Source organism: Lelliottia sp. SL45 (assembly GCF_026672535.1).
Taxonomy (GTDB): Bacteria; Pseudomonadota; Gammaproteobacteria; order Enterobacterales; family Enterobacteriaceae; genus Enterobacter; species Enterobacter nimipressuralis.
Genome location: NZ_JAPPRH010000001.1, coordinates 266,803 through 293,592, shown reverse-complemented (window position 1 = coordinate 293,592; position 26,790 = coordinate 266,803). Strand labels below are relative to the sequence as shown.

Annotated in this window: 20 protein-coding genes; 10 read left to right on the top strand and 10 right to left on the bottom strand. The window is 56.2% G+C overall.

Translation table 11 applies throughout. The features are described from left to right. Window positions 1-12 precede the first annotated feature (12 nt). Complete coding sequence (gene glgP / locus OVA10_RS01540) at window positions 13-2,460, top strand: glycogen phosphorylase (protein ID WP_268195013.1); 2,448 nt, start codon at window positions 13-15, stop codon at window positions 2,458-2,460. A gap of 69 nt (window positions 2,461-2,529) precedes the next feature. Here the strand turns inward: glgP and glpD are convergent, their stop codons facing one another. Beyond that, window positions 2,530-4,038, bottom strand: a complete 1,509-nt coding sequence (gene glpD, locus OVA10_RS01535; RefSeq protein WP_100778580.1) for a glycerol-3-phosphate dehydrogenase — start codon at window positions 4,036-4,038, stop codon at window positions 2,530-2,532. A 215-nt stretch (window positions 4,039-4,253) separates the two neighbouring features. Here glpD and glpE point away from each other — a divergent pair, with 215 nt between their 5' ends. From glpE to OVA10_RS01520, 3 genes are read left to right on the top strand one after another with little or no spacing between them, the layout of a single operon-like run. Next, window positions 4,254-4,586, top strand: coding sequence for a thiosulfate sulfurtransferase GlpE (glpE, locus tag OVA10_RS01530; protein WP_268195011.1), 333 nt, complete (start codon window positions 4,254-4,256; stop codon window positions 4,584-4,586). A 47-nt stretch (window positions 4,587-4,633) separates the two neighbouring features. Beyond that, entirely contained in the window at window positions 4,634-5,464 is an 831-nt protein-coding gene (gene glpG, locus OVA10_RS01525) for a rhomboid family intramembrane serine protease GlpG (RefSeq protein ID WP_268195009.1), read from the top strand. A gap of 16 nt (window positions 5,465-5,480) precedes the next feature. After that, window positions 5,481-6,239 (top strand): DeoR/GlpR family transcriptional regulator, encoded by a 759-nt coding sequence (locus OVA10_RS01520; protein ID WP_100778583.1) that lies wholly within the window; start codon window positions 5,481-5,483, stop codon window positions 6,237-6,239. A gap of 78 nt (window positions 6,240-6,317) precedes the next feature. Here OVA10_RS01520 and malT read toward each other — a convergent pair whose 3' ends face one another. Further along, on the bottom strand, window positions 6,318-9,023 hold the full coding sequence (gene malT, locus OVA10_RS01515; protein ID WP_100778584.1) for an HTH-type transcriptional regulator MalT: 2,706 nt from the start codon (window positions 9,021-9,023) through the stop codon (window positions 6,318-6,320). Between the two features lie 589 nt (window positions 9,024-9,612). Here malT and malP point away from each other — a divergent pair. Next, entirely contained in the window at window positions 9,613-12,006 is a 2,394-nt protein-coding gene (malP, locus tag OVA10_RS01510) for a maltodextrin phosphorylase (RefSeq protein ID WP_102105325.1), read from the top strand. Between the two features lie 9 nt (window positions 12,007-12,015). Next, window positions 12,016-14,094, top strand: a complete 2,079-nt coding sequence (gene malQ / locus OVA10_RS01505) for a 4-alpha-glucanotransferase (RefSeq protein WP_268195007.1) — start codon at window positions 12,016-12,018, stop codon at window positions 14,092-14,094. A gap of 89 nt (window positions 14,095-14,183) precedes the next feature. Here the strand turns inward: malQ and gntT are convergent, their stop codons facing one another. The 3 genes from gntT to gntX all read right to left on the bottom strand — a co-directional run bounded on the left by gntT (window position 14,184) and on the right by gntX (window position 17,173). After that, complete coding sequence (gntT, locus tag OVA10_RS01500; RefSeq protein ID WP_100778587.1) at window positions 14,184-15,500, bottom strand: gluconate transporter; 1,317 nt, start codon at window positions 15,498-15,500, stop codon at window positions 14,184-14,186. A 352-nt stretch (window positions 15,501-15,852) separates the two neighbouring features. Next, entirely contained in the window at window positions 15,853-16,428 is a 576-nt protein-coding gene (gene nfuA / locus OVA10_RS01495) for a Fe-S biogenesis protein NfuA (RefSeq protein ID WP_100778588.1), read from the bottom strand. A gap of 61 nt (window positions 16,429-16,489) precedes the next feature. Continuing rightward, window positions 16,490-17,173 carry a DNA utilization protein GntX gene (gene gntX / locus OVA10_RS01490; RefSeq protein WP_268195005.1) on the bottom strand — a complete coding sequence of 228 codons (684 nt, stop codon included), beginning with the start codon at window positions 17,171-17,173 and terminating at the stop codon, window positions 16,490-16,492. A 36-nt stretch (window positions 17,174-17,209) separates the two neighbouring features. Between gntX and bioH the strand changes: the two genes are divergently transcribed. Both bioH and OVA10_RS01480 read left to right on the top strand, forming a co-directional pair. After that, window positions 17,210-17,983, top strand: a complete 774-nt coding sequence (bioH, locus tag OVA10_RS01485) for a pimeloyl-ACP methyl ester esterase BioH (protein WP_268195004.1) — start codon at window positions 17,210-17,212, stop codon at window positions 17,981-17,983. Between the two features lie 112 nt (window positions 17,984-18,095). Continuing rightward, the gene (locus tag OVA10_RS01480) at window positions 18,096-18,365 is read left to right on the top strand and encodes a YdgH/BhsA/McbA-like domain containing protein (protein ID WP_100780800.1); all 270 of its coding nucleotides are present in this window, start codon (window positions 18,096-18,098) and stop codon (window positions 18,363-18,365) included. A gap of 39 nt (window positions 18,366-18,404) precedes the next feature. On the opposite strand, the gene feoC is transcribed toward OVA10_RS01480, so the two are convergent. The 5 genes from feoC to greB all read right to left on the bottom strand — a co-directional run bounded on the left by feoC (window position 18,405) and on the right by greB (window position 24,460). Beyond that, on the bottom strand, window positions 18,405-18,641 hold the full coding sequence (gene feoC / locus OVA10_RS01475) for a [Fe-S]-dependent transcriptional repressor FeoC (protein ID WP_268195002.1): 237 nt from the start codon (window positions 18,639-18,641) through the stop codon (window positions 18,405-18,407). A gap of 11 nt (window positions 18,642-18,652) precedes the next feature. Further along, window positions 18,653-20,971: a Fe(2+) transporter permease subunit FeoB gene (gene feoB, locus OVA10_RS01470; RefSeq protein WP_181826958.1), complete on the bottom strand. Its 2,319-nt coding sequence runs from the start codon at window positions 20,969-20,971 to the stop codon at window positions 18,653-18,655. A 30-nt stretch (window positions 20,972-21,001) separates the two neighbouring features. Next, complete coding sequence (gene feoA / locus OVA10_RS01465) at window positions 21,002-21,229, bottom strand: ferrous iron transporter A (RefSeq protein WP_100778593.1); 228 nt, start codon at window positions 21,227-21,229, stop codon at window positions 21,002-21,004. Between the two features lie 343 nt (window positions 21,230-21,572). Further along, window positions 21,573-23,900, bottom strand: coding sequence for a Tex family protein (locus tag OVA10_RS01460; protein ID WP_100778594.1), 2,328 nt, complete (start codon window positions 23,898-23,900; stop codon window positions 21,573-21,575). 86 nt (window positions 23,901-23,986) lie between these two features. Beyond that, window positions 23,987-24,460 carry a transcription elongation factor GreB gene (gene greB, locus OVA10_RS01455; RefSeq protein ID WP_100778595.1) on the bottom strand — a complete coding sequence of 158 codons (474 nt, stop codon included), beginning with the start codon at window positions 24,458-24,460 and terminating at the stop codon, window positions 23,987-23,989. A gap of 232 nt (window positions 24,461-24,692) precedes the next feature. On the opposite strand from greB, the gene ompR reads away from it, so the two are divergent. Together ompR and envZ are read left to right on the top strand one after the other, a co-directional pair. After that, window positions 24,693-25,412 (top strand): osmolarity response regulator transcription factor OmpR, encoded by a 720-nt coding sequence (ompR, locus tag OVA10_RS01450; RefSeq protein WP_001157751.1) that lies wholly within the window; start codon window positions 24,693-24,695, stop codon window positions 25,410-25,412. After that, the gene (envZ, locus tag OVA10_RS01445; protein WP_100778596.1) at window positions 25,409-26,755 is read left to right on the top strand and encodes a two-component system sensor histidine kinase EnvZ; all 1,347 of its coding nucleotides are present in this window, start codon (window positions 25,409-25,411) and stop codon (window positions 26,753-26,755) included. Before ompR ends, envZ begins: the two co-directional genes overlap by 4 nt. Window positions 26,756-26,790 lie beyond the last annotated feature (35 nt).

The window sequence follows — 26,790 nt, the reverse complement described above, 5'->3', positions numbered from 1 at the left end:
GGAGTCACTGATATGAATGCACCTTTTAGTTATGCATCCCCGACACTTAGCGTAGAGGCGTTAAAGCATTCCATCGCCTATAAGCTGATGTTTACCATCGGGAAAGATCCGGTGATCGCCAACAAGCACGAGTGGCTGAACGCCACGCTGTTTGCCGTGCGTGACCGTCTGGTCGAACGCTGGCTGCGCTCGAACCGCGCCCAGCTCTCGCAGGAAACCCGTCAGGTCTATTACCTGTCGATGGAGTTTTTGATTGGCCGCACCCTTTCCAACGCGCTGTTATCGCTCGGGATTTACGACGATGTCAAAAACGCACTGGAAGAGATGGGGTTAGATTTAGAAGAGCTGATTGATGAAGAGAACGACCCCGGTTTAGGCAACGGTGGTCTGGGCCGTCTGGCGGCGTGCTTCCTCGATTCGCTGGCGACGCTGGCCCTGCCGGGGCGTGGGTACGGGATTCGCTACGATTACGGCATGTTCAAGCAGAACATCGTCGACGGGCGGCAGAAAGAGTCGCCGGATTACTGGCTGGAGTACGGCAATCCGTGGGAATTTAAACGCCACAATACGCGCTACAAAGTGCGCTTTGGTGGCCGCGTGCAGCTCGAAGGCAAAAAAAGCCGCTGGCTGGAGACCGAAGAGATCCTGGCGGTCGCTTACGATCAGATTATCCCCGGTTATGACACGGACGCCACCAATACATTGCGTCTGTGGAACGCCCAGGCCAGTAGCGAAATCAACCTCGGTAAATTCAACCAGGGCGACTACTTCGCGGCGGTGGAAGACAAAAACCACTCCGAGAACGTGTCGCGCGTGTTGTATCCGGATGACTCCACCTACTCCGGGCGCGAACTGCGTCTGCGTCAGGAGTATTTCCTGGTGTCGTCGACCGTCCAGGACATTTTGAGCCGCCACTATCAGCTGCACAAAACCTACAACAACCTGGCCGAAAAGACCGCGATTCACCTCAACGACACCCACCCGGTGTTGTCGATTCCCGAACTGATGCGCCTGCTGATGGATGAGCACAAGTTCAGCTGGGACGAGGCGTTCGAAGTGACCTGTCAGGTGTTCTCTTACACCAACCATACGCTGATGAGCGAAGCGCTGGAGACCTGGCCGGTCGACATGCTCGGCAAGATCCTGCCGCGCCATCTGCAGATCATCTTTGAAATTAACGACTACTTCCTGAAAACGCTCCAGGAGCAATATCCGAACGACACCGGGCTGTTGAGCCGCACGTCGATTATTGATGAGTCCAACGGCCGTCGCGTGCGTATGGCGTGGCTGGCGGTGGTGATCAGCCACAAGGTGAACGGGGTGTCCGAGCTGCACTCGAACCTGATGGTGCAGTCGCTGTTTGCTGACTTCGCGAAAATCTTCCCGATGCGCTTCTGCAACGTCACTAACGGCGTCACGCCGCGCCGTTGGCTGGCGCTGGCGAACCAGCCGCTCTCGGAGGTGCTGGATGAAAACATCGGTCGCACCTGGCGTACCGATCTCAGTCAGCTGAGCGAACTGGAACAGCACGCCGATTTCCCGACGGTGAACAAAGCGGTACGCGACGCCAAGCTGCTGAACAAAAAACGCCTCGCGGTGTACATGGCTCAGCACCTGAACGTCATCGCGAATCCGAAAGCGCTGTTTGACGTGCAGATTAAACGTATTCACGAGTACAAACGTCAGCTGATGAACGTGCTGCATGTGATCACCCGCTACAACCGCATCAAAGCCGATCCGACGGCGGAGTGGGTGCCGCGTGTGAACATTTTTGCCGGTAAGGCCGCCTCGGCGTACTACATGGCGAAGCACATCATTCACCTCATCAATGACGTGGCGAAGGTGATCAACAACGATCCGCAGATTGGCGACAAACTGAAGATCGTCTTCATCCCCAACTACAGCGTGAGTCTGGCGCAGCTGATCATTCCGGCGGCGGATCTCTCCGAGCAGATTTCGCTCGCGGGGACCGAGGCATCCGGGACCAGTAACATGAAGTTTGCCCTGAACGGCGCGCTGACTATCGGCACGCTGGACGGTGCTAACGTCGAGATGCTGGAGCACGTCGGTGCGGACAATATCTTTATCTTCGGGAATACGGCGGAAGAGGTGGAGGAGCTGCGCAAGCAGGGCTACAAACCACGCGAGTATTACGAGCAGGATGAAGAGCTGCGCGAAGTGCTGACGCAGATCGCCACCGGCCTGTTTAACCCGGAAGAGCCTGGCCGCTATCGCGATCTGGTGGATTCTCTGATTAACTTCGGCGATCACTATCAGGTGCTGGCGGATTATCGCAGCTATGTGGATTGTCAGGACAAGGTGGACGAGCTGTATCGCCATCAGGAGGAGTGGGCCACCAAAGCGATGCTCAATATCGCCAACATGGGCTATTTCTCATCCGACAGGACCATCAAAGAGTATGCCGAGACCATTTGGCATATTGATCCGGTGCGGTTGTAAATGCAAAACGGCAACGTAAGTTGCCGTTTTTTATGTCTTCGCCCTCACGCTGTGTGGGAGGGCGGGGCATTACGATGCCAGTGACAATTTACGCTTTCCCGCATGTTGGGCCAGCCACTGCGCCACGCGCGATTGCTGCTCCGCATCCAGCCACATCCCCTCTTTGGTACGACGCCAGATGGCATCGTCCAGACGGCGCACCCACTCGTGCTCGACCAGGTAACGCAGCTCCGCTTCATACAACTCATGACCAAAATGTTCACCGAGATCGGCGAGCGTTTTCGCTTCCCCCAGAATCCACTCGGTATTGCTACCGTAAGTGCGCGCGTAATGGCGTGCCATGGATTCAGTAATAAACGGATAACGGCGGCGCAGTTTTGCCGCAAAGTCATCGCGGTCGCTGCCGATATCACCGCCAGGCAGCGTCGCGCCTTTGGTCCACGCCGGGCCGATACCTTTGTAGTACGGCGTCAGTTTTTCCAGCGCATGTTCCGCCAGCTTACGGTAGGTCGTCAGCTTGCCGCCAAAGACCGACAGCAGCGGCGCCTGGCCGTCTACGTCATGAATATCGAGCGTATAGTCACGGGTGATCGCCTGCGGGGAATCAGATTCGTCATCGCACAGCGGACGCACGCCGGAGTAAGTCCAGACCACGTCATCGCGGCCCAGCTGTTTCTTAAAGTGGGCGTTATAGACTTTCAGCAGGTAGCCGATTTCGCTCTCGTCGATTTCGACGTTCTTCGGATCGCCTTTGTACTCCACGTCGGTGGTGCCGATGATTGAAAACTCGTCCATCCACGGGATCACAAACACGATACGCTTATCTTCGTTTTGCAGGATGTAGGCCTGCTTCTGGGTGTGCACGCGCGGAACAACGATATGGCTGCCCTTGATCAGGCGGATGCCGTACGGCGAGGGCAATTTCATGCCGTCGTCAAAGAACTGTTTCACCCACGGGCCAGTGGCGTTCACCAGGCCGCGCGCCTGCCAGCTGAATTTCTCGCCGGTATCGATATCTTCGGCTTCCACAATCCACAGCCCGTTTTCACGGCGTGCAGCGGTGGCGCGAGTGCGGGTTTTGACCTCGCCGTCTTTCTTCACGACCATCTGGGCGTTCGCCAGCACCAGACGCGCATCGTCTACCCAGCAGTCGGAATATTCGAATCCGCGCACGATTTCCGGTTTCAGAACCGATTCTGAGCCAAAACGCAAACCAGTCGATCCCGGCAGACTTGTACGTTTACCCAGATGATCGTACATAAACAGACCAATTCGGATCATCCATGCCGGACGTAAATGCGGGCGATGAGGCAGACGGAAACGCATCGGAATCGCCAGGTGAGGGGCCATTTTCAGCAGCACTTCACGCTCCGCCAGCGCTTCGCTGACCAGGCGGAACTCGTAGTGCTCCAGGTAGCGCAGGCCACCGTGGATCAATTTGGAGCTGGCGGACGACGTCGCGCAGGCGAGATCGTTGGCTTCCAGCATCAGTACAGATAATCCGCGTCCTGCAGCATCCGCCGCAATACCGGCACCGTTAATGCCACCGCCTATCACAATCAGATCTTTGGTTTCCATATCACCCTCACGCACTTTCGTTAAAGCTCAGAAATGTTCGATATCGCTCATAATAGCAAAGGAACGCTCTTTTGGTAACATCAAAAAAACAATTTTGAGTGATAGAGATAACATAATGGCGTTTCGCCGCCGCCAGGACGTACACTACGGGGTAAAATAGTTTTCCCCTCTTCCTGCGGGAGAGCGCACCAAACCTGAAAAACGAAGAGAATCGAATGGAACAGTTTGAATGCATTAATGTAGAAGAAGCCCATCAGAAGATGCACCAGGGAAAGGCGGTGCTGGTGGATATCCGCGATCCGCAAAGTTTTGCGATGGGCCACACGCCGGGCGCGTTTCATCTGACGAACGACAGCCTGAGCGCGTTTATGCGCGATAACGACTTTGAAACGCCAGTGATGGTGATGTGCTACCACGGCAACAGCAGCAAAGGTGCCGCGCAATACCTGCTCCAGCAGGGTTATGACGCGGTATACAGCGTTGATGGCGGCTTCGACGCCTGGCATCGTCATTTTCCGGCGGAAGTAGAACACGCCTTTGGCGGCTGACGCAGTTATACTGTCCTCTTTTGTACGGAAATAAGCGACTGCCGCCCATGTTGATGATTACCTCTTTTACGAACCCGCGCGTCGCTCAGGCGTTTGTCGATTATATGGCGACGCAGGGTGTGATCCTGACGATTCAACAGCATACGCAAACCGATGTCTGGCTTGCTGATGAAAGCCAGGCGAATTTTGTTAACACCGAGCTGGCGCGCTTTCTTGAAAACCCTGCGGACCCACGCTATCTGGCGGCCAGCTGGACCTCCGGCCACACGGACAGCGGGCTGCACTATCAGCGTTTCCCTTTCTTAGCCACCGTGCGCGAGCGCGCCGGGCCGTTTACCCTGCTGCTGATGGCGGCCTGTATTCTGGTGTTTATCATCATGAACGTGGTGGGCGATCAGCAGGTGATGATTGCCCTGGCCTGGCCGTATGACGCTTCGGTGCAGTTTGACGTCTGGCGCTACTTCAGCCATGCCCTGATGCACTTCTCGGTGCTGCATATCCTCTTTAACCTGCTGTGGTGGTGGTATCTCGGTGGCGCCGTTGAGAAGCGCCTCTGCACCGGTAAACTCGTCGTCATCACCGTGATCAGCGCCCTGCTGAGCGGCTATGTGCAGCACAAGTTTAGCGGCCCGTGGTTCGGCGGTTTGTCCGGCGTGGTGTATGCGTTAATGGGCTATGTCTGGCTGCGCGGCGAGCGCGACCCACAAAGCGGCATCTATCTGCAACGCGGGTTAATCACCTTTGCTTTAATATGGCTCATTGCCGGATGGTTTGATCTGTTTGGTATGTCTATCGCCAATGGCGCACACGTTGCCGGGCTGGGCGTGGGGCTGGTGATGGCCTTTGCTGATACGCGGAATGCGCGAAAACGAACATAATTCCCAGGGATATTTCATGAAACAAACGCAACGTCATGACGCCATTATCGAACTGGTTAAAAAGCAGGGATACGTCAGCACCGAAGAGCTGGTGGAGCAATTCGCCGTCAGCCCGCAAACAATTCGTCGTGATTTAAACGATCTGGCCGATCAGAACCGTATTCTGCGTCACCACGGCGGCGCGGCCCTGCCGTCCAGCTCGGTGAATACCTCATGGCATGACCGTAAGGCGACGCAAACCGCAGAGAAAGAGCGTATTGCCGCCAAAGTGGCGAGCCAGATCCCCAACGGCGCGACGCTGTTTATTGATATCGGAACGACGCCAGAAGCGGTGGCCCATGCGTTGCTCAACCATGAAAATCTGCGCGTGGTCACCAACAACCTTAACGTCGCCAATACCCTGATGCAGAAAGAAGATTTCCGCATCATTCTGGCGGGCGGCGAACTGCGCAGCCGCGACGGCGGAATCATTGGTGAAGCGACGCTCGATTTTATCTCCCAGTTCCGCCTCGATTTCGGCATCCTTGGGATCAGCGGCATCGACAGCGATGGTTCTCTGCTGGAATTTGATTACCATGAAGTGCGCACCAAACGGGCGATTATCGACAACTCGCGCCACGTTATGCTGGTGGTGGATCACTCGAAATTTGGCCGTAACGCGATGGTAAATATGGGCAGCATCAGCATGGTCAATGCCGTGTACACCGACGTAATGCCGCCAGCGGGGGTGTTGCAGGTGATTAAGGACAATAACGTTCAGTTAGAGCTGTGCTAATCCCGGTCCGGGCGGCGGCAGCGCCTCCCGACTGACTTAACTTCAGGCCCGGCAAACGTCCCGCCGCCGGGCATTGCATTACACGCCGTAACCCATCATCTTCAGCAATTGCTGCGCATGTTGCACCGCATCCTGACGATGCGCCACGCCGAGTTTCTGATACAAATTGCGAATATGGGTTTTGATGGTGGTCGCCGCGACCGCCAGCTCGCCCGCAATCTGTTCGTTGCTGTAACCCGAATAAATCAGCCCCAGAACCTGCCATTCACGCTGGGTGAGCGGGCTGGTGCGAATCAGCTCCGGCACTTCCGGATGGTTCAGCAGACGTTCGACAAAGTTCTCATCAAAATGCGCGAACTTGTGGCGATGATGCTGGTTAATTTCCCGCAGAATACGCTGGGCGCGGTGCTGATCCAGCTCCGGCAGGGTATTGAGTTGAATCAGCTGACGCAGTTGCTGCGCCATCGTTTCGCCTTCAATCACAAAGTGGCTGATGAACCCGGTGCGGTTCGCCAGCTGTAATGCTTCCAGCAAGACGCGCTGTGCGTCATTTTTCCGCCCTGCCTGCCAGTAAAGCTGATTGAGCAGCAGCAGGTTGCGGTTCAGATCGCTCATCAGACGCAGACTGCGGGCGTTTTCGTTCAGCTCTTCGAGCACAATTTCCGCAGGCTCAAACTCACCGAGCAGGATCTGCGCACGGGCGATGTTGCGCCACTGGCTTTGCAGGAAGTGGTTATTGGCAAATTCCGGTTTTGGCGTCTGACGCAGCCAGTTGGCGGCTGATTTCTTATCGCCGATCATTTGCCAGTAAATCACCCGGACTTTATCGGCGTTGGAAACCCAGTCGCTATGGTACTGACCATTGCCCAGCAGGTTTTCCAGACGGTTCAGATGGTTGCGGGCGTTATCCAGATCGCCGCGCGCCAGCGAGCACTGCACCAGCAGCGCCAGACATTGCAGCTGCTGCTGCGGCTGGAAGGTGGAGAGAACGTCAACGCCATGACGGGCAGAGGCTTCGGCCTCATCGAGACGCGCCCAGGCCCACAGCAGCTGCGCGCGAATGCGCAGCAGGAACTCGTGCATCGGCAGCTGTTCCAGGTGTTGATCCTGTATCAGCTGGAACGCTTTTTCCTGTGTCTCCCAGGCGGCTTGCAAGAACCCCTGAGCAAATAAGATTTCGCTCTGCTGGATCATGCTCCACAGAGCGTAATGCCAGACGTCATGGCGGCGGGACATCTGCTCCGTCTGCTGCATCAGCGACAGAGAACGGGTGAGATCCCCTTTGCAGTGCAGCACTTCCCCGTGGACCGAGGTGGCGACAATGCGGCTGTAATAGTTCGCCAGCGGCAGCTCGTCGAGGGCGATCATTGCCAGACGTTCGGCCTCTTCCTGATCACCATCGTTGATGGCCACCTGCGCACGCAGGGCGTTAAATTCGCCGTGCAGCGTGCCGTCCATTTCGCCTTTCATCTCTTGTTCGGCGCGGGCCAGCAGGGTGTTCACTTCGCTGTAGCGGTGCTGGCTCTGCATCAGCCACGCCTGCAACAGGACAAGACGCGGATTTTCCAGCAGGCTTTCCCACGGCAGGGCGCGGAGTGACTCTTCGAGCAGGGTCAGCTCGCTGTGGTTGAACAGGCCCCAGGCGTGGTTGAGCAGGATATCGCGCAGCATGTTGGCGTCACCGGCGGCGAGCGCGTGGTGGATCGCTTCGCTTGGGAAGCCTTGTGCCATCCAGCTTTCCGCTGCGGAGCGGTGGACGTCGGGTAATTCGGTGGCCATTTCCCACTGACAGCGCTGGCGCAGGAAGTTGCCAAACAGCGGGTGGAAGCTGAACCATTCGCCGGAGTCGTCCATGCGTTGCAGGAACAGCCCCTGACGTTCAATCTCTTCGAGGCGCATCTGGCCGTTGTCTTCGCCAGTAACGCGCACAATCAGCGCATCGTTCATGGAGCGCAGTAGCGAGCTTTTCAGCAGGAACTGGCGGGTCGCCGGGTCAACGCTGTTCAGCACTTCGTCGACCAGATAATCGGACAGGTGGCTGGCATTAATGCCCGCCAGGCGGCGCGCAGACTGATGCGTCGGGCTGTTATTCTGACGCGCTGAGAGGGCGATGAGTTGCAACGCGGTTGCCCAGCCGGCTACGTCGTCGCACAGGCGGCTGCTTTCTGAGGCTTCAATCGGCGAGCTGAGGCGGCAGTCAAAGAACTGTTTCGCTTCCTGATGGTTAAAGGCCAGCTGTTGGCTACCTACTTCGAGCAGCTGATCGCGCACGCGCAGGTTGGCAATTCCCAACTGCGGCAGATTACGTGACAGTACCACCAGGGTCAGGTTCTCCGGCTGATGGCGCAGGAAGAAACGCATGGATTCGTGGATCACCGGATTGGTGATCAGGTGGTAATCGTCAATCACCAGGAACAGCGGACGATGCCATTCGGCCAGCTCAATGAACAGCTGGGCGAACAGGGAGGAGAGGCTGGCGTACTGGCGTTTTTGCACCATCACTTCGCTGGTGACGCAATGCCCGTTAGTCGCCTGCTGTATGGCGGCGATCAAGTAGCTGGCAAAGCGCTCCTGCTGGTTATCGCCCTCATCAAGGGAGTACCAGCCTAAATCGCTTTTGCCTGCGGCCCACTGTGAGATGAGCGTTGTTTTTCCATAACCTGCAGGACTCGTAACCAGCGCCAGTCGGAAATTATTCGCGCCGGAAAGTTTCGCCAGCAGACGTTCGCGGACCACAGTATGGTCAAGACGAACCGGGCGACTTAATTTGGACGGAATCAACATAAGTTTTTCACTTCACTGTGGGGAAACGAGGAAAATCGATTTTTTTTGCGCTTCGTAATTAATTGATATAAGGTCGGCCAGAAAAGGAACTATTGCAAGTTATGTCCGTCTTTTCTATCCCTTAATTTGCACTCTGTCACAAAATTATTTCTCATTGACCGGGAACTTTCCTAGATGCCCTATATCCCGCATGGATGCTGGCTTGTATGCATTTAGTGCGCTTATCCTGAAACTGGTTTCATTAGGCGATTCTCATCACGAAGTTAATAAATAACCGGTATAGTTATTCCTGGAAAATAACCCTCTGAGAAAGGCCTAAAAGCAAGAAATATTATTCCTGGTAAGCAATCATTTCTGCTGTTATTAATTTCATCCGAAACTGCATTTCATTTTTTTGACACTCTTCCCGTTTATCCTCGCGCCGTATTGGCACACTCGTTCTATGCTCACAGAGTGGCCTTGATCACACTTTTGCGCTCATCCCCGCTACTCCTCCCTGTCTAATCCCTGGCAGGAGGAGGAAGAGCCGGAATGAGCCTGGCACACTAGCGCCATTATCTTTTCTTTCTCTACAGGATGCCGATTCCCTATGTCTCAGCCTACCTTCAACAAAGCTCAATTTCAGGCTGCCCTGACGCGTCAGTGGCAGCGATTTGGTTTGTCTGCAGCCGAAGACATGACGTCTCATCAGTGGTGGCAGGCCGTGAGCGGTGCGCTGGCCGAACTGCTCAGTGCTCAGCCTGCGGCGAAGCCGGTGAAAAACCAGCGTCATGTGAACTACATCTCCATGGAGTTCCTGATCGGTCGTCTGACCGGCAACAACCTGCTGAACCTCGGCTGGTATCAGGAGGTGAGCGACGTGCTCAGCGAGCACAGCGTTAACCTGACCGATCTGCTGGAAGAAGAGACCGACCCCGGTTTAGGTAACGGTGGGTTAGGGCGTCTGGCGGCCTGTTTCCTGGATTCCATGGCGACGGTGGGGCAATCCGCTATCGGGTATGGTCTGAACTACCAGTACGGCCTGTTCCGTCAGTCCTTTAACGACGGGAATCAGATTGAAGCGCCGGACGACTGGCATCGCGGCAGCTATCCGTGGTTCCGCCACAACGCACAACTCGATGTGCAGGTGGGTATCGGCGGGAAAGTGTCTAAACAGGGCCACTGGGAGCCGGGTTTTGTGATCACCGGTGAAGCCTGGGATCTGCCGGTGCTGGGCTATCGCAACGGCGTGGCGCAGCCGCTACGTCTGTGGCAGGCGAAGCATGCCCATCCGTTCAACCTGACCAAATTTAACGACGGCGATTTCCTGCGTGCCGAGCAGCAGGGTATCGACGCCGAAAAACTGACTAAAGTGCTCTACCCGAACGACAACCATCTGGCGGGCAAAAAGCTGCGCCTGATGCAGCAGTATTTCCAGTGCGCCTGTTCTGTGGCGGATATCCTGCGTCGCCATCATCTGGCGGGCCGTAAGCTGTCAGAGCTGGCGGATTACGAAGTGATTCAGCTCAACGATACTCACCCAACCATCGCCATTCCGGAACTGCTGCGCGTGCTGCTTGATGAGCACCAGCTGAGCTGGGACGCGGCCTGGGCAATCACCAGCAAAACCTTCGCCTACACCAACCACACCCTGATGCCTGAAGCGCTGGAGTGCTGGGATGAGAAACTGGTGAAAGCGCTGCTGCCGCGCCATATGCAGATCATCAATCAGATCAACGATCGGTTCAAAGTGCTGGTGACGAAAACCTGGCCGGGCGATAAAGCGGTCTGGGCGAAACTGGCGGTGGTGCACGACAAACAGGTCCGCATGGCGAACATGTGCGTGGTCAGCGGTTTTGCGGTGAACGGCGTAGCGGCGCTGCACTCGGATCTGGTGGTTAAAGATCTGTTCCCGGAATATCACCAGCTCTGGCCGAACAAATTCCATAACGTCACCAACGGCATTACGCCGCGTCGCTGGATCAAACAGTGCAACCCGGCTCTCGCCGCGCTGCTGGATAAAACGCTGAAGAAAGAGTGGGCCAACGATCTCGACCAGCTGATCAACCTGGAAAAGCAGGCTGACGATGCCAAATTCCGCCAGAAATACCAGGCCATCAAACAAGAGAACAAAGTGCGCCTCGCGGCGTTCGTGAAAGTGCGCACGGGGATTGAAATCAACCCGAACGCGATTTTTGATATCCAGATCAAACGCCTGCACGAGTACAAACGTCAGCACCTGAACCTGCTGCACATTCTGGCGCTGTACAAAGAGATCCGCGAAAACCCGAACGCGAACCGCGTGCCGCGCGTATTCCTTTTCGGTGCCAAAGCGGCGCCGGGCTACTACCTGGCGAAGAACATTATCCTCGCCATTAACAAAGTGGCTGAAGCGGTGAACAACGATCCGCAGGTGGGCGACAAGTTGAAAGTGGTGTTCCTGCCGGATTACTGCGTGTCCGCAGCGGAAATGCTGATCCCGGCGGCGGATATCTCCGAGCAGATTTCGACTGCGGGCAAAGAGGCGTCCGGCACCGGTAACATGAAGCTGGCCCTGAACGGTGCCTTAACCGTCGGCACGCTGGACGGCGCGAACGTCGAAATCGCCGAGCAGGTGGGTGAAGAGAATATCTTTATCTTCGGTCACACGGTCGAGGAGGTGAAAGCCCTTAAAGCCAAAGGCTACGATCCGGTGAAATGGCGCAAGAAAGACAAGGTTCTGGATGCAGTGCTGAAGGAGCTGGAAAGCGGCAAATACAGCGACGGTGACAAACACGCCTTCGACCAGATGCTGCACAGCATCGGCAAACAGGGCGGCGATCCGTATCTGGTAATGGCTGATTTCGCGGCCTATGTTGAAGCACAGAAGCAGGTGGATGTGCTGTACCGCGATCAGGACGCCTGGACGCGCGCATGTATTCTGAATACCGCGCGCTGTGGGATGTTCAGCTCTGACCGTTCAATCCGTGATTATCAGGCCCGTATCTGGCAGGCAAAACGCTAAGGAAGCGCGATGGACAGCAAACGTCTGGATAATGCCGCCCTGGCGGCGGGGATCAGCCCCAGTTACATCAATGCTCACGGCAAACCACAGTCAATTGGCGCTGAAACCAAACGACGTTTGCTGGACGCCATGCACAAAACAACGCCCGCCGCGAAAGCGGCGGTAGCGCCGGTGCCGGTGGTGAAGGTGTTCACTGCCGGTAAGAAGATGGCGTTGCTGGTGGAAGGCCGCGGCGAATTCAGCTGGCTGTTAACCACCGAAGAGGGCCAGCAGCATAAGGGCCATGCGACGGGCGGGAAAAATCTCACCCTTCCGGCAAAACTGCCGCACGGCTACCACACCCTGACGCTGACGCAGGATGATAAGCGCTATCACTGCAGGGTGATCATCGCGCCGAAACGCTGCTACGAGCCGCAGGCGCTAATCGACGGGAAAAAGCTGTGGGGCGCCTGCGTGCAGCTTTACACGCTACGTTCGAATGAAAACTGGGGGATCGGCGATTTCGGCGATCTGAAAAATATGCTGGCGGAGGTGGGCAAGCGCGGCGGGGCGTTTATCGGCCTCAACCCAATCCATGCCCTCTATCCGGCGAATCCGGAAAGCGCCAGCCCGTATAGCCCGTCGTCCCGCCGTTGGCTGAATGTGATTTATATCGACGTCAACGCGCTGGAGGATTTCAGGAAAAGCAAAGAGGCCCAGGCGTGGTGGAATCTCACCACCACCCAGCAGACGCTGAAACAGGTGCGGGAAGCCGACTGGGTCGACTATGCGACGGTAACGGCCCTGAAAATGGCTGCCCTGCGTATGACCTGGAAAGGCTTTACAAAGCGCACGGACGACCAGATGAAAGCGTTCCGTCAGTTCGTCGCCCAGGAAGGCGAAAGCCTCTACTGGCAGGCGGCGTTTGACGCGCTGCATGCGTATCAGGTGAAAGAGGACGAAATGCGCTGGGGCTGGCCTGTGTGGCCGGAAGCCTATCAGTCGGTGGACTCCCCGGAGGTGAAAGCCTTTTGCAAGCAACACGCCGATGAAGTGGACTTTTTCCTGTGGCTGCAATGGCTGGCGTACAGTCAGTTTGCCGCCTGCTGGCAGGAGAGCCAGGGCTACGACATGCCGATTGGTCTGTATCGCGATCTGGCCGTAGGCGTGGCGGAAGGCGGAGCCGAAACCTGGTGCGACCGCGAGCTTTACTGCCTGAAAGCCTCCGTCGGCGCCCCGCCGGATATCCTCGGCCCGCTAGGACAGAATTGGGGATTGCCACCGATGGACCCGCATGTGATGGTCGCGCGCGGGTACGAGCCGTTTATCGATTTGCTGCGCGCCAATATGCAAAACTGCGGCGCGCTGCGTATCGACCACGTGATGTCCGTGCTGCGCCTGTGGTGGATCCCTTACGGTGAAACGGCGGATCACGGTGCCTATGTGCATTACCCGGTGGACGATCTGCTGTCGATCCTCGCGCTGGAAAGTCAGCGTCACAACTGCATGGTGATTGGCGAAGATCTCGGGACCGTGCCGGTTGAAATCGTCAGTAAATTACGCGAGAGTGGCGTTTATTCATACAAAGTACTCTATTTCGAAAGTGACCATGAGAAGACGTTCCGTTCGCCGCAAGCGTACCCTCAACAATCAATGGCTGTCGCGACAACGCATGATCTTCCTACGCTGCGAGGCTACTGGGAGAGCGGTGATCTCACGCTCGGCAAAACGTTAGGGTTATATCCAGACGAAGTGGTGCTGCGCGGGCTGTATCAGGACCGCGAGCTGGCCAAACAGGGGCTACTGGATGCGCTGCATAAGCACGGCTGCCTGCCAAAACGCGCCGGGCATAAAGCCTCGCTGATGGCGATGACGGCAACCCTGAATCGCGGCATGCAGCGCTACATAGCCGACAGCAATAGCGCCCTGCTGGGCCTGCAACCCGAGGACTGGCTGGGAATGGCAGAGCCGGTGAACATTCCGGGCACCAGCTATCAGTACAAAAACTGGCGGCGCAAGCTCTCCACCACCCTTGAAAAGATGTTTGCCGATGACGGTGTGAACAAGCTGATTAAGGATTTGGATAAGCGCAGAAAAGCGAAGAAGTGATAAAAAAAGCCCGGCAAACATCATTAGTTTGCCGGGCTTTTAACGTTTTAGACCGGGTCAGGCGCAACCACCACCCGGCTTTTTTGTGCTTAAACCACCATCGCCAGCAGCAGACACCCAATCAGGCCGCACACGGAGATAATCGTTTCCAGCATCGACCAGGACTTGATGGTCTCGCCGATCGTCAGGTTGAAGTACTCCTTGAACAGCCAGAAGCCTGGATCGTTCACGTGGGAGAAGATGACGCTACCGGAACCCACTGCGATAACCATCAGCTCAGGGCTAACGCCCGTGGTGGCAATCAGTGGCGCTACAATACCGCCGGCAGTGATTGCCGCAACGGTTGCAGAACCCAGCGCGATACGCAGCACCGCAGCAATCGACCAGGCCATCAGGATTGGCGAAATGTTGGTTTCATGCATCATCGAGGCGATGTATTTGTCTACGCCGCTGTCGACCAGAACCTGCTTGAACGCACCGCCACCGCCGATAATCAGCAGCATCATGGCGATGATTTTGATGGAAGAGCCAAGCGTCTCGTTGATCTGATCCATGCTACGGCCACGGTTCAGACCGAAGGTGAAGAGGGCAATCAGAACCGCAATCAGCGTCGCCATCACCGGGTCACCGAGGAACTCAGCGACGGAGAGGAACGCGTGACCTTTTGGCAGCACCATTTCAGCAACTGCGCGCATCGCCATCAGCACAACCGGCACCAGAGAGGTCCAGACGCTGACGCCAAAGCTTGGCATTTCCGCTTCGGTGAAGGTTTTTGCGCTATACAGACCTTCCGGAATTGGCTTGTCGATACCTTTCAGGCAGCGTGCAAACACCGGGCCGGCCAGAATAACGGTTGGGATCGCCAGAATCGTACCGAACAGCAGGGTTTTACCCATATCCGCGTGGAAGATGGTCGCGATAGCGGTTGGACCCGGGTGCGGCGGCAGGAAGCCGTGTGTAACGGACAGGGCAGCCGCCATCGGCACACCGACAAACAGCAGCGGAATGTTGGCGGCAGCCGCGATGGTGAAGACCAGCGGCAGCATCAGCACGAAGCCGACTTCATAGAACAGCGCGAAACCGACGGTAAAACCGGTTAACACCACCGCCCACTGAATGTGTTGTTTACCAAATTTGGCAATCAGCGTGGTCGCGATGCGCTGTGCACCACCGCAGTCTGCCAGCATTTTACCGAGCATGGCACCGAAGCCCATGATCAGCGCCAGGCTACCGAGCGTTCCGCCCACACCTGCTTTAATTGAGCTGATGACTTTCACCAGCGGCATCCCTTGCATCAGACCCACTGCAAGTGCCACCAGAACCAGAGCGATGAAGCCGTTCAGTTTGAAACGGATCATCAAGAGCAGTAATAAGACAACACCGATAGCGACAATAACTAATGGCATGATTAACCTGGCCTTTCAATTGTTATGGGTAACGTCATTGTTTCAACGACAATTTCCGATTGTCCCAACCGGGAACAGAGAATTAACGGCACTAATACTGATTGCCTGCGAAACTAATAAGTTTAGTCGGCTGTTATGAGGATGCTTAGTGCCCACGCGAATGATACGGGTAACATGTGCAGATTGAGAATCACCCAGGCAGGCAAAATTTGAATTATGAGACGCAGGTCAACATATGGGGCGGGGAGCGACGGGCAAACAAAAGCCGGGAGGCGAAATCGCCTTACCCGGCCTGGGATCTGATTTAACGGCCCGGCTCGCTGCGCGGCACCGGGTAAAAAAAGACGGGAACTTAGTAGTAAGAGTGCTCGCCGCGCTGGTGTTCGGTGAGATCGCGCACGCCTTTCAGTTCCGGGAACTCGTTCAGCATCTGCTTTTCGATCCCTTCTTTCAGGGTCACGTCGACCATGGAACAGCCGTTACAGCCGCCGCCGAACTGCAGGATCGCCAGACCGTCTTCGGTGATCTCCATCAGCGTGACTTTACCGCCGTGGCCCGCCAGCTGCGGGTTGATCTGGGATTGCAGCAGATACTCTACGCGCTCCATCAGCGGCGCATCATCAGACACTTTACGCATTTTGGCGTTTGGTGCTTTCAGCGTCAGCTGAGAACCCAGCTGATCGGTGACGAAATCGATCTCGGCGTCATCAAGGTATGGCGCGCTTAACTCATCGACATAGGCGGTGAGCTGCTCAAATTTAAGGGCAGTGTCAGATGCTTCCACAGCGTCCGGAGGACAATAAGAGACACCGCATTCTGCATTCGGAGTGCCTGGATTAATCACAAACACGCGGATCTGCGTCCCTTCTTCCTGATTTGCCAGCAGTTTGGCAAAGTGTGATTGTGCAGAATCGGAAATACGGATCATAGCTTTGGCCTAATAGTTGACTAAATTACCTGGGTATAATAATACGCCCATCGGAAAAGGGCTACAAGGTACGACACAAACACCATACCTGAACCGTCGCTGCGCCGCTTTGCAAAAGCAGTCGGGAAAGCTCCGCCACGGTGCTGCCGGTTGTGACGACATCATCCACAATCGCGATATGGCGCCCCTTGACCGCTAAATCAAGGCGAAAGGCATTTTTTAGATTTCTTTTGCGCAACCGCGCGCTTAACCGGTGCTGAACGGCCGTTGCGTGTGTGCGTTTTAACGCGTCCGGTTGCCAGTCACAGCGTAGCCAACGGGAAAGAGGGCGACACAACAGGTCGCTCTGATTGTAGCCGCGACGCCAGTGACGTCGACGATGCAACGGCACGCTGATAAGAAGATCCACGGCAGGTAACCCCCGCGAGCGCCGGGCCTGCAAAACGGCGAGTATCAGCAGGCGCGCCAGCGGCCCCGCCAGCTGCGTCTGGCGAGAAAACTTAAACTGGTGGATCAGGCTGCTCAGGGGCTGAACGTAATTATCGACCGCCACCAGATCGCCCCACGGCGGCGGTTTTTGCAGGCATCGCCCGCAGGGGATATCGACGCGCGTTGCGGATAAACCGCACTGGGGGCAGCAGGGAGGTCGGCGCTCAAAGGCGCGCGTGCAGACGGAGCAGATCCCCCAGCGGCTCATCCTGAGCGGCATTCGGCATAGCCAGCACAAGCCGGGCACTGATAGCATGGGCAACTTCCTTGTTAAAAAAGAGAATCCTAACCGATGTACAATCTTTGGTGGCAGACCACGGGCACGGGAAATGTTGATCTTGTGCTGCTGCACGGATGGGGGCTGAACGCTGAAGTCTGGCATTGCATTCAGGAGGAACTGGCCTCGCAATTTACGCTGCATCTGGTGGATCTGCCGGGATTTGGCCGCAGCCACGGGTTTGGCGGGATGCCCCTCGATGAGATGGCCCGGCATGTTCTGGAACGCGCGCCGCAAAAAGCGATCTGGCTCGGCTGGAGCCTGGGCGGGCTGGTGGCGAGCCAGATCGCCCTGACGCACCCGGCGCGCGTTCAGGCGCTGGTGACGGTCGCATCATCGCCTTGCTTTGCGGCGCGGGATGAGTGGCCGGGTATCAAGCCGGAGGTGTTGGCCGGTTTCCAGCAGCAGCTGAGCGAAGATTTCAAGCGGACGGTTGAGCGCTTTCTGGCACTGCAAACTCTGGGAACCGAAACAGCGCGTCAGGATGCGCGAATGCTCAAAAATGCGGTGCTGGCACTTCCCATGCCGGAGGTTGAGGTGCTCAACGGTGGGCTGGAAATTCTGAAAACCGTCGACCTGCGTGAACCGCTGGCTGCGCTTTCAGTGCCGCATCTGCGAATCTACGGTTATCTGGATGGCCTGGTGCCGCGCAAAGTGGTGCCGATACTGGATGCGTTATGGCCGAACAGCGAATCGAAGGTCATTGCCAAAGCCGCACATGCGCCTTTCGTCTCGCATCCCGAGGCGTTTTGCGACGCGCTAACGGCGTTAAGTCAGCGTTTAAACTGATTATTTACTGATCCACCTGGAAAAAGTTTCATACCGCAACAATACTTCAAATATCGTTGCGGAAGTTGAGCCTACGATAATCAAAACTACAAACCTATGGAGAGTAATGGTTATGAAACTTGTTACGGGAATTGTTACATCACTGGTTATTGGGTCTCTGTCATTTGGCGTATTTGCAGCGAAAGAGCTGGAAAAAGACAAAGTTAAAGAGATGAATCTGACCAAAATTGGCGAGATTACGACCTCAAAAACGACTGCGCCAATGGATGCACGTAAAGAATTATCGAAAAAAGCTGATGAGCTGGGCGGTACGTATTATGTAGTGACCAGCGCGAACAAAGGCGAGAAAACCGTTCATGCAACGGCGGAAGTCTATAAATAACAGTATTGCCGGGCGGCATACGCTGCCCGGCAAATCGTGTTAGCGCAGCGCCCACCACTCCCTTAAGCAGGCTTTGCCTTCCGGACAGCTTTTGCAACTACCCGTAAAACAACTATCCGCATCTTCCTGAATCCGCACGGCTTTACCCATCGCTTCCATTCGTTCGAGCATAGCATCGATCATCGGCTGCGGCGTATGCAGGGAAAGGCTCAACTGTCTGGCCTCCATTCGCCCCTGAAGAGCCAGTAAATCCCGAACCTGAATCATCGATGCCATCATCTCACCTCTTAGTGGCAGTCGCCCGCAGGGCTGTTACAGCAGTTCGCCGCAGTTTTATTCGTGGCCAGCAGGTTGACGTTCACGCGGCTACGGGCGCGGCGCAACAGGCCAATCAGCACGACGTTGAACAGCACCACCGCCAGAATGCACACCAGACTGTAGCGCGGATGCTGGCTGAAGTTAGCCGCCTGGTAGAAGACGGTTGCCAGCGAGTAAGCGATGTTCAGCCCCCACAGGACCGAGAAGCCCATCCAGCCGCGGCTGGATTCGCGGGCAATGGCCCCCATCACCGAAATGCACGGAATGTAGAGCAGGACGAAAATCAGATAGCTGTACGCCGCTGAAGCGCTGCCAAATTTCTGGCTCATCACACCCATCGCACCGGTGGCCATTTCGCCGTCGCCTTTGCTGGCTTCGATAGGGTTTGCCAGTACGCTCAGGCTGATGGTGTCTTTCAGGCTCTGCCAGGTTTCGTCCACGGCGCTGAGCAGCTCGTCACCGAGATGGAACTCAGCCGGGTTAAACGCCTCTTCCTGAATATTTTCCGCCGTATAGAGCGTGTTGAGCGTGCCGACGACCACCTCTTTCGCCATCGCACCGGTAAACAACCCGACGGTGGCCTGCCAGTTATCTTCGTGAACGCCAATCGGCTTAAACAGCGGGGTAATGACGCGACTCACGGAAGCCAGCGCCGAGTCGTTGATGTTATCTGCCGCCTGGCCGCTGAGGGTAAAACTGTTCAGCGCGCTCAGGAAAATACTGACGATGACGATCACTTTACCGGCACGGAGAACGAAGCCTTTCAGGCGCTGCCAGGTCTGAATCAGCAGGCTTTTGATATGCGGCACGTGGTAAACCGGCAGCTCCATCACAAACGGCGACGCTTCGCCGCGCATGATGGTGTGCTTGAGCATCAGGCCGGTGAGAATCGCCATCACAATCCCCAGCAGGTAGAGGGAGAAGACTGCCAGTGCGCCTTCCTGACCAAAGAACGCCGCCGCAAAGACCGCGAAGATCGCCAGACGCGCCCCGCAGGACATAAACGGCGCCATCATGATGGTCATCAGACGCTCGCGCGGAGCATCCAGAGTACGTGCGCCCATCACCGACGGCACGTTACAGCCAAAGCCGACAATCAGCGGAACGAAGGATTTGCCCGGTAAGCCGAGCGCCTGCATCAGACGGTCCATCACGAACGCCGCGCGGGCCATATAACCGGAATCTTCAAGGAAGGAGAGGAACAGGTACATCATGCCGATCTGCGGCACCAGCGGCAGAACGGTGTTTATCCCGCCGCCCAGCCCCTGGGCGAGGAAAATCGTCAGCCACTCCGGGAAATGCAGGGTGTAGCCCAGCCATTGCAGGCCATGAATGAAGATCGCAACCGAGCCAACATCGAACAGTGGCTGCAGCGCACCGCCGATGTTGATGGCGAGCAGGAACATCACATACATCACCAGCAGGAAGATCGGCAAACCGAGGAAACGGTTCAGAATGATTTTATCCACCGCTGCGGTGAAACGGCTCGGCTCGGCGGTCAGGGTATTGCTGACCACTTCGCAAATGGCCGCGATACTCTGATAGCGCGCATCGGCGATATGCAGCGCCGGATCGTCCAGCTCGTCGCTCAGGCGTGCCAGCGACATCTCCAGGCTCTCTGCGGCGTCGCCAGCGTAGCCCCGGCTATAGATATCGCCTTCCAGCATTTGTAGCCCAAGCCAGTTGCGCTGTTTTTGTGGCATCGCGTTGTTCATCTCGCCGGCCAGAATGCTGGCCTCGCGCACCAGCGGCTGCGGATAGTGAACCAGCTCCAGATCGGTATTGCCCGTATGGCGATCGACCGCCAGTTTCAGGGCATCAATCCCGCGCGCACGGGTCGAGACCAGCGGAATGACCGGGCAGCCGAGACGGGCGGAAAGCGCATCGATATCAATGCGAATTTTTTGCTTCTCGGCGATATCGAGCATATTCAGCGCCACGATGCACGGAATGCCCAGCTCCAGCAACTGTAACGTCAGATAGAGGTTACGCTCAAGATTGGAGGCATCGACGACGTTAATCAGTAAATCCGCATCGCCGCTCAGAATATAGTGACAGGCAATCTGCTCATCGAGAGAGGTCTGGGACGAAATGGTGGTGAGTGAATAGGTGCCAGGCAGGTCAACGAGGGTGACCTGATGATCGATTGTTGAAAACTGGCCTTCTTTACGTTCTACCGTGACGCCCGCCCAGTTACCGACACGCTGACGCGCGCCCGTTAACTGATTAAATAAGGTTGTCTTGCCGGAATTAGGATTACCAATTAAGCCAATGGTTAATTTTTTCATTGTTTTAGACTCGGTATAACTGCTGGCGGTTTATCGGGCTAAAGCTTCGACTTCTAATAAGGCGAGGTCTTTCTTACGCAATACCAGATTGACGCGACGGGTTTCGATATGAATGGGATCGCCCAAGGGTGCAATGCGAACCACCTGGAATGATGATCCTGGCAGCATGCCTAACGACAGCAGTTTTTGACGATACGCCGGGCTAATTTCGCGGGCAAAACCGGTAATTTTCCAGGCACTGTCTGGTGTGAATTGCATAGAGACCACTTTTACCGAAGGTTAAATAATCAACAGGTTCATGATAATGAGAATGGTTTCTATCAGCAATATTTAAAATGTGACGGGATGTTCATATGAGGGGTAAATCGAGGACTGTTTGACCTTGCTCAATATTTATTGAAATGGAGCGTCAGGGATGAATAATTAAATTGTTAACTAAGTGATAATCGATGGTTTAAATATGGATATGCAATCGGTTCCATATTTAATAAATAATGAGTGAGTACATTCTTATTTATTTTAACTTTGTGGGGTCTGATTGCCGGGCGGGAACGTGTTTACCCGGCCAGGGGATATACAGGCCGGGCAAATGCGTTTAACGTTAGCGCTTCTTGCCCATCGCGGCGGCCAGCGCATCCATCATCGCGCTGTTACCGGCAGGCTGCGCCTGAGGGCGAGGTTTCGCGGCTTTCGCGTTTGGACGCGATTGCTCACGCGCACCACCTCCGTTGCTGCGGCGGGCGTTAGTTTCGCCTGGCTGCTCGTCGAGACGCATCGTGAGCGCGATACGCTTACGCTGCATATCCACTTCCAGCACTTTCACCTTCACGATATCGCCCGCTTTGACCACAGTGTGAGGGTCTTCCACGAACTTATCCGCCAGCGACGAGATATGCACCAGGCCATCCTGATGGACGCCGATGTCGACAAAGGCACCAAAGTTGGTGACGTTGGTGACCGCGCCTTCCAGCACCATGCCCGGCTGCAGATCCTTCATCGTCTCCACGCCTTCGGCGAATTTCGCCGTTTTAAACTCAGGGCGCGGGTCGCGGCCTGGTTTTTCCAGCTCTTTGATGATGTCGGTTACGGTCGGCACACCGAATTTGTCGTCGGTGAAATCGACAGCTTTCAGATCGCGCAGGTTGGTGCTGTTGCCCATCAGATCTTTCAGGGCCTGCTGCGTGGCGGCCAGAATACGCTCCACGACAGGATAGGCTTCCGGGTGAACCGTAGAGGCGTCCAGCGGGTTATCGCCGTGGTTGATACGCAGGAAGCCCGCGCACTGTTCGAAGGCTTTCGGCCCCAGACGGCTCACTTTCAGCAGTTGCTGACGATTCTGGAACTGGCCGTTCTCATCGCGCCAGGCAACGATGTTCTGCGCCATCATGCGGGTTAAGCCCGCCACGCGGGTGAGCAGGGCGACGGAGGCGGTATTCAGGTCCACGCCGACGGCGTTCACACAGTCTTCCACCACCGCATCCAGACGACGCGCCAGCTGAGTCTGGCTGACGTCGTGCTGATACTGGCCCACGCCGATGGATTTCGGATCGATTTTCACCAGCTCGGCCAGCGGGTCCTGCAGTCGACGGGCAATAGAGACCGCGCCGCGCAGGGAAACGTCCAGATCCGGGAACTCGAGCGCCGCCAGTTCGGACGCGGAATAGACCGACGCCCCGGCTTCGCTGACGATCACCTTCTGCGCGGTCACTTTCGGGAACTGCTGCTGCACATCGAGGAAGAAACGTTCGGTTTCACGGGAGGCGGTGCCGTTACCAATCGCCACCAGCTCAACGTTGTATTTTTCACACAGGGCGGCAACCACAACGGCGGCTTTCGCGGCCTGGCCGGTGTGTGGATAGATGGTGTCGGTCGCGACCAGTTTGCCGGTGCCATCAACGACGGCCACTTTTACGCCGGTACGCAGGCCCGGATCGAGCCCCATCGTTGCGCGCAGGCCCGCCGGGGCGGCCATCAGCAGATCATGCAGGTTACGGGCAAAAACATTGATCGCTTCGTCTTCTGCGCGCTCGCGCACGGTGCCCATCAGTTCGGTTTCGAGGTGCATCAGCACTTTGATGCGCCAGGTCCAGCTCACCACGCCTTTGCGCCAGCTATCTGCCGGGGCGTTATTCAGGCGCAGGCCGAGATGGTCGGTAATAATCTGCTCGCAGTAGCTCTCTTTCGGCGGCTCGTCGAACTGCGGATCGGCATTGAGAGAGAGTTGCAGAACGCCTTCGTTGCGGCCACGGAACATGGCCAGCGCGCGGTGCGATGGGGCGGTTGAAATCGGTTCATGGTGATCGAAGTAGTCGCGGAATTTCGCGCCTTCCTCTTCTTTACCGCTCACGACGGTAGAGACGATGTGGGCATTTTTCCACAGGTAATCACGCACTTTGGAGAGCAGCGCGGCGTCCTCGGCAAAACGCTCCATCAGAATGTAGCGCGCGCCATCAAGGGCGGCTTTGGTGTCGGCCACGCCTTTTTCTGCATCGATAAATTTCGCGGCTTCCGTTTCGGGATCGTGCGACGGCGTAGTCCACAGCAGATCGGCCAGCGGCTCGAGGCCTGCTTCAATCGCAATCTGCCCGCGGGTGCGGCGCTTAGGTTTGTACGGCAGATAGAGGTCTTCCAGCTCGGTTTTGCTCATTGTGCCGTTGATGGCACCTGCCAGCGCATCGGTCAGTTTGCCCTGCTCGCCAATGGATTTGAGAATAGCCTGGCGACGGTCTTCCAGCTCACGCAGGTAGCCCAGACGGGTCTCCAGGTTGCGCAGCTGCGTGTCATCCAGACCGCCGGTGACTTCCTTACGATAACGTGCAATAAACGGCACGGTGTTCCCTTCATCAAGCAGGCGAACGGCAGCTTCTACCTGTTCGGCTCTGGCCTGAAGTTCACCCGCAATAATGCGGCAGAGCGAATCTTTCATCATGGCTTTGTCATCTGGTTTGTCGAAAAACAGGGGATAGTTATACGGACTGGCACGGCAAAATGCCAGCCGTGGAGGGCGCTCTCGGACTATTTAACGTACTCAATTTCGTTGACGTACCAGCTGGCTTCCCCGGCAGGTGTCTGGACCACGGCTAAATCGCCGACTTCCTTTTTCAGCAGCGCGCGGGCCATTGGCGAGTCGATTGAGATGTAATCCTTACGACCAAAAATTTCATCGTAGCCGACAATGCGAAAACGCCGGGTCGCACCGTCATCGTTCTCGATCTCTACCCATGCGCCGAAGAAGACTTTGCCTTCCTGCTGCGGTGAGTAATCAACGATTCGCAGGTTCTCGAGGCATTTAGTCAGATAACGTACCCGGCGATCAATCTCGCGCAGACGTTTTTTATTATACTGATAGTCAGCGTTCTCGCTGCGGTCGCCAAGACTGGCTGCCCAGGTCACTTTTTTGGTCACTTCCGGGCGCTCTTCCCGCCAGAGGTAATCCATCTCTTTTTTGAGTTTTTCGTACCCTTCGCGGGTGATCAGCGGCGTTTTCATGGGATGACCTTTAAGACTCTACTCAATGACAGACATTACGCACATTACGTACCACATAGCTTACCAGACAGGATTAATAATGATTTATGTGATGAAATGTGCAGATAAGCTCCTGTTAAATATGCTTTGTAACAATTTCGACTAGAATTTATACCAGATTTAGCTGGTCGTAGACGTGCACTTTTTTAGAATACGTACTGAAACACTATCCGGGCCTTTGGGAGTACATACAATGCAAGAGAACTATAAAATTCTGGTCGTGGATGACGACATGCGCCTGCGTGCGCTGCTGGAGCGTTATCTGACCGAGCAGGGCTTCCAGGTTCGAAGCGTGGCGAACGCCGAGCAAATGGATCGCCTGCTTACCCGTGAATCGTTCCACCTGATGGTGCTCGATTTAATGCTTCCTGGCGAAGACGGGCTCTCCATCTGCCGTCGTCTGCGCAGCCAGAGCAATCCGATGCCGATCATTATGGTGACGGCGAAAGGGGAAGAAGTTGACCGTATCGTGGGCCTGGAAATTGGCGCCGACGACTACATTCCTAAACCGTTTAACCCGCGTGAGCTGCTGGCGCGTATCCGTGCTGTGCTTCGTCGTCAGGCGAACGAACTGCCGGGCGCACCGTCTCAGGAAGAAGCAGTGATTGCCTTCGGTAAGTTCAAGCTGAACCTCGGCACCCGCGAAATGTTCCGTGAAGATGAGCCGATGCCACTCACCAGCGGTGAATTTGCGGTGCTGAAAGCGCTGGTCAGCCATCCGCGTGAGCCGCTGTCCCGCGACAAACTGATGAACCTGGCACGCGGTCGCGAATACTCCGCCATGGAGCGTTCCATCGACGTACAGATCTCCCGTCTGCGCCGCATGGTCGAAGAAGATCCTGCGCATCCTCGTTATATTCAGACCGTCTGGGGTCTGGGCTACGTCTTCGTGCCGGACGGTTCTAAGGCATGAAGCGAATGCGCTTTTCACCGCGCAGCTCGTTTGCCCGTACCCTGTTACTGATCGTCACCCTGCTGTTCGTCAGCCTGGTGACGACGTATCTGGTGGTGCTGAACTTCGCGATTCTGCCAAGCCTGCAGCAGTTTAATAAGGTGTTAGCCTACGAAGTCCGTATGCTGATGACCGATAAACTGCAGCTGGAGGACGGCACGCAGCTGGTAGTGCCTCCGGCGTTCCGTCGTGAGATTTATCGTGAGCTGGGCATTTCGCTGTACTCAAACGAGGCGGCGGAAGACGCAGGTCTGCGCTGGGCGCAACACTACGAATTCTTAAGCCAGCAGATGGCGCAGCAGCTGGGCGGCCCAACGGAAGTGCGCGTTGAGGTCAACAAAAGCTCGCCGGTCGTCTGGCTGAAAACCTGGCTGTCACCCAATATCTGGGTGCGCGTCCCGCTGACTGAAATCCATCAGGGCGATTTCTCGCCGCTGTTCCGCTACACCCTGGCAATTATGCTGATGGCGATAGGTGGCGCGTGGCTGTTTATCCGAATACAAAACCGACCCTTAGTCGATCTTGAGCATGCGGCCCTGCAGGTGGGGAAAGGTATTATTCCGCCGCCGCTGCGCGAATACGGTGCTTCTGAGGTGCGATCGGTCACGCGCGCGTTCAACCATATGGCGGCAGGGGTGAAGCAGCTGGCAGACGATCGTACGCTGCTGATGGCGGGCGTAAGTCACGACCTGCGCACACCGCTGACGCGCATTCGCCTGGCGACAGAGATGATGGGCGAGGAGGACGGTTATCTCGCGGAGTCCATCAACAAGGACATCGAAGAGTGTAACGCCATCATCGAGCAGTTCATCGATTACCTGCGTACCGGTCAGGAGATGCCGATGGAAATGGCAGATCTCAACGGGGTACTGGGCGAAGTGGTGGCCGCAGAGAGTGGTTACGAGCGTGAAATCGATACGGCTCTGCAGCCAGGCGAAATTCAGGTGCGTATGCACCCGCTCTCCATCAAGCGCGCGGTCGCCAATATGGTGGTCAACGCGGCGCGCTACGGCAACGGCTGGATCAAAGTCAGCAGCGGCTCCGAACTGAATCGCGCCTGGTTCCAGGTGGAAGATGATGGTCCGGGGATCAAGCCTGAACAGCGTAAACATCTGTTCCAGCCGTTTGTACGCGGCGACAGCGCGCGCAGTACCAGTGGCACCGGATTAGGGCTGGCGATTGTGCAGCGTATTGTGGATAACCATAACGGGCTGCTGGAGATTGGTACCAGCGAACGGGGTGGGTTGAGCATCCGCGCGTGGCTGCCGGTTCCGGTGACGCGGGGGCAGGTGAAAGAGAGTTAAAAAAAGCCGGGTGGCGTTACCCTTACCCGGCCTTC

Coding starts and splice junctions, on each gene's coding strand:
- feoC (WP_268195002.1), bottom strand. CDS start 18,641: ATGGCATCGATGATTCAGGTTCGGGATTTACTGGCTCTTCAGGGGCGA.
- OVA10_RS01480 (WP_100780800.1), top strand. CDS start 18,096: ATGAAACTTGTTACGGGAATTGTTACATCACTGGTTATTGGGTCTCTG.
- malT (WP_100778584.1), bottom strand. CDS start 9,023: ATGTTGATTCCGTCCAAATTAAGTCGCCCGGTTCGTCTTGACCATACT.
- glpG (WP_268195009.1), top strand. CDS start 4,634: ATGTTGATGATTACCTCTTTTACGAACCCGCGCGTCGCTCAGGCGTTT.
- bioH (WP_268195004.1), top strand. CDS start 17,210: ATGTACAATCTTTGGTGGCAGACCACGGGCACGGGAAATGTTGATCTT.
- glpD (WP_100778580.1), bottom strand. CDS start 4,038: ATGGAAACCAAAGATCTGATTGTGATAGGCGGTGGCATTAACGGTGCC.
- glpE (WP_268195011.1), top strand. CDS start 4,254: ATGGAACAGTTTGAATGCATTAATGTAGAAGAAGCCCATCAGAAGATG.
- ompR (WP_001157751.1), top strand. CDS start 24,693: ATGCAAGAGAACTATAAAATTCTGGTCGTGGATGACGACATGCGCCTG.
- feoB (WP_181826958.1), bottom strand. CDS start 20,971: ATGAAAAAATTAACCATTGGCTTAATTGGTAATCCTAATTCCGGCAAG.
- OVA10_RS01520 (WP_100778583.1), top strand. CDS start 5,481: ATGAAACAAACGCAACGTCATGACGCCATTATCGAACTGGTTAAAAAG.
- gntX (WP_268195005.1), bottom strand. CDS start 17,173: ATGCTATCAGTGCCCGGCTTGTGCTGGCTATGCCGAATGCCGCTCAGG.
- feoA (WP_100778593.1), bottom strand. CDS start 21,229: ATGCAATTCACACCAGACAGTGCCTGGAAAATTACCGGTTTTGCCCGC.
- glgP (WP_268195013.1), top strand. CDS start 13: ATGAATGCACCTTTTAGTTATGCATCCCCGACACTTAGCGTAGAGGCG.
- OVA10_RS01460 (WP_100778594.1), bottom strand. CDS start 23,900: ATGATGAAAGATTCGCTCTGCCGCATTATTGCGGGTGAACTTCAGGCC.
- malP (WP_102105325.1), top strand. CDS start 9,613: ATGTCTCAGCCTACCTTCAACAAAGCTCAATTTCAGGCTGCCCTGACG.
- malQ (WP_268195007.1), top strand. CDS start 12,016: ATGGACAGCAAACGTCTGGATAATGCCGCCCTGGCGGCGGGGATCAGC.
- greB (WP_100778595.1), bottom strand. CDS start 24,460: ATGAAAACGCCGCTGATCACCCGCGAAGGGTACGAAAAACTCAAAAAA.
- gntT (WP_100778587.1), bottom strand. CDS start 15,500: ATGCCATTAGTTATTGTCGCTATCGGTGTTGTCTTATTACTGCTCTTG.
- envZ (WP_100778596.1), top strand. CDS start 25,409: ATGAAGCGAATGCGCTTTTCACCGCGCAGCTCGTTTGCCCGTACCCTG.
- nfuA (WP_100778588.1), bottom strand. CDS start 16,428: ATGATCCGTATTTCCGATTCTGCACAATCACACTTTGCCAAACTGCTG.